4 protein-coding genes are annotated in these 5,336 nt (G+C 46.7%); 2 read left to right on the top strand and 2 right to left on the bottom strand.

The annotated features are described in order from the left end of the window. On the bottom strand, window positions 1-1,722 hold a 1,722-nt coding region (locus ACRCZA_RS07445), incomplete at its 3' end, for a TonB-dependent receptor domain-containing protein (RefSeq protein WP_438673820.1). A gap of 855 nt (window positions 1,723-2,577) precedes the next feature. Here ACRCZA_RS07445 and hchA point away from each other — a divergent pair. After that, window positions 2,578-3,438 carry a glyoxalase III HchA gene (gene hchA / locus ACRCZA_RS07440; protein WP_438673819.1) on the top strand — a complete coding sequence of 287 codons (861 nt, stop codon included), beginning with the start codon at window positions 2,578-2,580 and terminating at the stop codon, window positions 3,436-3,438. A gap of 90 nt (window positions 3,439-3,528) precedes the next feature. Then, window positions 3,529-4,098: a DUF7010 family protein gene (locus tag ACRCZA_RS07435; protein ID WP_438673818.1), complete on the top strand. Its 570-nt coding sequence runs from the start codon at window positions 3,529-3,531 to the stop codon at window positions 4,096-4,098. 127 nt (window positions 4,099-4,225) lie between these two features. Here the strand turns inward: ACRCZA_RS07435 and ACRCZA_RS07430 are convergent, their stop codons facing one another. Then, window positions 4,226-5,218 carry a class 1 fructose-bisphosphatase gene (locus ACRCZA_RS07430; RefSeq protein ID WP_438673817.1) on the bottom strand — a complete coding sequence of 331 codons (993 nt, stop codon included), beginning with the start codon at window positions 5,216-5,218 and terminating at the stop codon, window positions 4,226-4,228. Window positions 5,219-5,336: the final 118 nt, after the last annotated feature.

Here is a 5,336-nt window from a genome sequence, read left to right as displayed (position 1 = left end):
ACCGTAGAGGATCACCTGGTCACGGTTAAAGTATTGATAATCAAACTCCATCTTCATCGGTGGGAATGTAGTTCTCATATCTACATATTCCCAGTCGATATAGTCTTTAGCGTGGGTGTAGAAGGCGGTGAGCTCGTAGCTAGTATCTTGATGCTGACCGCGTACCCCCATTTCCCAGGTGTGAGATTGCTCTGATTTTAAGTCATAGTTGGCTTTAATTAGCACATCTGCAAAAGGGCCCGCACTAACTTCAAGCTCACCCCATTTTTGATCTGGGGTTGGCATCTTATAACCATAGGCATATTGGGCGTAGACGTTCACCGTGTCGGTCAGTTTATACACGACACCGACTTTAGGTGACCAGAAGTTATCACTCATGGCGGCAAAGTCATCCGCATTTTTACCCGCTTCAACGGCTTGTTGTTGATCTGGGGTATTGCGGAAATAGTCATAACGCAAACCGCCAATCAGGTTTAGGTCACCGTTTAACAGGGTGATATCGTCCTGCATAAATAGCCCTAAGCGATGGCTATCGGTATCGGCAAAGGTAAATGGCGTGTCGATGAGCCAGCCCCCAGTGCTTTGAGCCACATGATTTTTGCGGTGACGCATCATGTTGGACCATTCATAGTCAATCCCGTAGGTGATTTGGTGACCATAGTGCTCACCACCGACATACTTACTGAAGGTACTGGTTAAGCCAACACGTTGATCTTCAAAATCATAGTCACGATATTCAGTGAGAGGGCGCTCAAGCTGGATAAGATCAAAATAATCGCGATGTTCGAGCTGCTCAGTTTGGCCAAAATAGGCCGTGACAGTTAAATCATCGTGGAAATTGGTGGCTTTGTCAGAGCGCAGTTGTAGCGCGCCGTTGATCACTTTGGTGTCGCGTTCGGTATCAATGCGCTCTTCTGGGACTTGTGCGCGATTGAGTTTATCTTCCCAACGCTCTAGTGTTTGCTCAAGGTAATCGAGCGTGAGCTGCACTGTAGTGTAATCATTAAAACGGTATTTGCTCTTAAAGAGCAGGCTGTCTTGGACCAGATCGCTACCGGGCTGAGTATCAAAGTAGTTAGGTAACTCTTCGCCTTTACGGTGTTGATAGGTCAGCAGATTCTCAAAGCCGTTATAGGCAGCAGCACTGGTAAAACCGGCGGAATATTCATCATTAATCCCCGCATAGCCGGCATTAAGTGATACATAATAGTCTTCGCCCCGCAGGTAATCACTGGCATCTTTAGTGCGCATCACCACCACGCCACCGAGCGCATCGGAACCGTACATGGTTGATGCAGCGGCTTTAACCACTTCAATTTGCTTAAGGCTTTGGACTTCGGTTAAACCGCGACCCGTCCCTTCAGCACCTGGGCCTAAGGGGGAAGCGTATTGGTTATTCACGCGCACGCCGTCTTTAACCATCATCACGCGGTTACCGCCAATACCACGAATGGTCACGGAGGTGGGTTTACCCGCGCCACCTTTGATACCTACCGCCGATTCATTACGGAATAAGCTACCAAAATCATTGCTCATATTGCGCTCGATTGCTTCTTCATCTATCACGAGGATAGAGCCTGCAACCTGCTCAATTTTTTGTTCCATCCGAGAACCCGAGACAACAATGACTTCGTTTATCAAAGGTTTGGCTTGTTCTTCAGCCCAAGTGGGCATGGCACTTGCCACGGCAAGGGCACACAGACTTAGCGGTAACGGTTTCATCGATCACCTTTACGTTTATAAATGAGAATGGTTCGTATCTTAAATATGCGCGTTAGCTTATAGGTATTTTAGATTGAGATCAGGTTTTAATTGTCAGAATGTGATCAATGATGACCCATGACGTTAAAATTTTAAAAATGCGAATCGGCATTTGCCGCAGGGAGAGTGATGGCACATTTGAGTGCTGAGGTGAGTGCTGAGGTGAGGGGAATGGGAGTGATAATGTGAGTCGAAAGGTGCGTTTTGTAGCTGATGTTATCCCCTTGGCATCGCAGGCGTCAGCGCCGATTTATTACCCTTTGTTAACCTTTATATAGCATCATGCCACCCGTCGCCGCGGTGGTTGCACTCGATATCGAGCGTATCGGCATAATACAGCCTGCTTATTTGCGGCTTAACTAAAGCAAAGTCGCGGGGCTTTGTCCTATACCTGATTACGGAGATGTATCGTCATTGCAGCCTTACGGCCGAGGTGAATCAAAGTCGTGGGGCTTCACCCCCTGATTTTTAATCTAGAGTCGACTAGGGAGGACTGCTCGTCCTATCCTCCTTGCTATTGTTTTCACAAGCAGTCAAGACGCCCCCACTCCTGCCAAAGCTCGCTCGCCATTTGTCTATTTGCCCTGCGGCAACTCTGGGGGAGGGTGAACATCTGGGGGCTCGGTGTCGGCGGTTTCTTGCAAAAGAGTTATGCCTGTCCCATCTTTCTTATGCGGTCTAACATGCCGCTAGAATTAATAAACTGTGATAAATATTTTGTACTATTTAGGGGCAATTTAGGGGCAAGCCCTTATTTTGCATTTAACATCAGTTTCTATAATAGAAATCTAATCTAACATCGCTGAGGAAACGACTATGACGGCAGTGCATGACGATAAGCGTCCCACCCTTGACCCCGCAGAAGACAACGCTTTCTTTCCTTCACCTTATTCATTAAGCCAATTTACGGCCGCGAAATCTGATCTCAGTGGTGCAGATTACCCCCATCCTTATAAAGGGGGGCGCTGGAAAATTTTGCTTGTTGGTGCCGATGAACGCTATTTATTGACGGATAATGGCACATTTTTCTCAACGGGTAATCATCCCGTTGAAACATTACTTCCTATGTACCATCTTGATAAAGCAGGCTTTTCATTTGATATAGCCACCCTATCAGGTCATCCTGTGAAATTTGAATGGTGGGCTATGCCATCGGAGGATGAAGAGGTTAAAGGTTTATATCAAAAATATCACACCTCTTTTAGGCAGCCGCTTAAATTAGCCGACGTTGTACAAAGTGCTCTCGGTGAAGACTCTGATTATATAGGAGTATTTATACCAGGTGGGCATGGGGCCCTTATCGGTTTGCCTGAAAGTGAAGATATGAAAGCGGTAATCAAATGGGCGATGGAACAAGATAAATTTATCATTTCATTGTGCCATGGCCCTGCCGCATTTCTCGCGGTTGGCGATGAACCTTTGTTCGCGGGCTATCAAATCGTTGCTTTCCCTGATGCTCTGGATGCGCAAACACCTGCTATTGGCTATATGCCTGGACACCTCACTTGGAAGTTTGGGGAAAAACTCAAAGCCATTGGGGTTGAAATCCTTAATGAAGGGATTTCGGGGCAAACTCACCAAGATCGTAAGTTGCTGACCGGAGATAGCCCTTTGGCGGGCAACTCTCTGGGCCAACTCGCGGCTAAGGCATTATTAAGTTCTGTTGAAAAAGCGTAAAACAAGCTGCCCGCTGACGATATCACTCGCTTGTGATTGGAATTTGAGAATTAGCGCCATTTTTCAACTATCCAACAAGGAAAATTAGCCATGGAATATAAATCACTGGATCAACAACTTATCGAATACCGTCAAAAACGTGCTTTAGCCATGCCCCTATCAGGCATGATTGTATGGACGCTATTGTTTATCATGAGTTTTATATTGCCATCATCGCAACTGGTGATGGCAACATTTATCTGCACGGGTTCGATTATCTACCTTGCCATGGGTGTTTCGCGGCTGACGGGCGAGAATATCTCCTTTAAGAAAAGCGCTGAGCGTAATTGGTTTGAGACTGTGTTTCTCGCTGGTATAGGCATGAGTTTTTTAACCTTTAGCATCAGTATTCCATTTTTTATGGAAAACTATTTAGCCTTGCCCTTCGCCCTGGCGGTACAATCAGGATTAATGTGGTTGATTTATGGCGTGTTAGCGGCGCAAAAGGTGGCGATTGTACATGCGGTAGTGCGCACTTTGGCTTGTGTGGCAGCCTTTATGCTGTGGCCTGAGTTGAGTTTCCATCTTCAGCCTTTGATTGTGGTGGTATGTTATGGTTTTTCGATTCCATTCATGGAACGTCGTTGGAAGATCCAGCAAAATCTTTGTGTTGCAAGTTAGTTGGGCGTGTCAGTTTCTAGGCCATAAAGTCGCATAAAAACTCAAATCGTCGCATTAAACGACAACAAAAAAGCCACTGTTGTCAGTGGCTTTTAGCAGAAAAAAATCAAAGCTTAAGCGATTCGACTTAGTCTAAATCAGGTTCTTCACTGTAATCGATACCATGGTAGCTTAGGCAAGCGTCCACTTCGTTGGCGCTACCTAAAATCACCGCTACACGTTGGTGAATATTCGTTGGTTGAATATCTAAAATGGTTTCATAACCGGTGGACGCCTTACCGCCGGCCTGCTCGACTAATAAGGCCATTGGATTGGCTTCGTACATTAAGCGCAGCTTATAAGGCTTTTTCGGATCTTTATTATCAGTTGGGTAAGTAAAAATACCGCCGCGGGATAATACGCGGTGAACATCGCCGACCATGGCGGCAATCCAGCGCATGTTGAACGATTTTTCACGCGGGCCAATTTTACCAAGCAGTAAATCGGCGATATAGGTTTGCATTGGCGCTTCCCAAAAACGTTGGTTCGACATGTTAATGGCAAACTCTTGAGTGTCTGGGCTAATGCTCATGGCGGCGTTGGTCAGTAAAAATTCGTTGGTTTCTGGGTGCAGGGTAAAGAGTTGCACGCCTTGGCCGGTGGTTAAGGCCAGCATGGTCGATGGGCCGTAGAGCACATAACCTGCGGCTAACTGTTTGCGGCCCGATTGCAGGAAGCTCGCCTCGGTTAATTCACCTTGTGGTGCGGGTAAAACAGAGAAAATCGTACCGACCAGCGAGTTGATATCGATATTTGATGAGCCGTCTAAAGGGTCGAAACACACTAAAAACTCGCCATTAGCGCTGACTTCCACCACATGATCTTCTTCTTCCGATGCGAGGGCGCGCACTGAACCTGCGGTTTTGAGCGCATCTTTAAGCATCTCATTGGTGATGATATCCAGTTTTTTCTGGGTTTCACCTTGCACGTTTTCTTGTTCGGTCGCACCTAACACGCCAGCTAAGGCACCGTGGCGTACGGCATGGCTGATGGCTTTTGAAGTGTCTGCGAGGGTTAACAATAACTGGGAGAGGGCGTCATTTACTGCCTGTGCGGCTAAGTGCTGGGCAAGCGTCTGCATCTTATATCCTTTAGGGGTTTAGTATGAGGTCAGTTTATTATTTGCCGCGAATGATAGCGTAGTTACGCGGCAATTTCAGCGATGTTGTTAAGGCTTTTAGTGATTTAATCGCCCCATG

The sequence above is a fragment of the Shewanella sp. genome (assembly GCF_051658185.1).
Lineage (GTDB): Bacteria > Pseudomonadota > Gammaproteobacteria > Enterobacterales > Shewanellaceae > Shewanella.
The sequence above is the reverse complement of the archived record's forward strand: the minus strand, read 5'-3'. Positions and strand labels throughout refer to the sequence as shown.

What these genes read in the sequence shown, in the direction of transcription:
- ACRCZA_RS07430 (WP_438673817.1), bottom strand. Translation starts at nt 5,218, where the DNA reads ATGCAGACGCTTGCCCAGCACTTAGCCGCACAGGCAGTAAATGACGCC.
- hchA (WP_438673819.1), top strand. Translation starts at nt 2,578, where the DNA reads ATGACGGCAGTGCATGACGATAAGCGTCCCACCCTTGACCCCGCAGAA.
- ACRCZA_RS07435 (WP_438673818.1), top strand. Translation starts at nt 3,529, where the DNA reads ATGGAATATAAATCACTGGATCAACAACTTATCGAATACCGTCAAAAA.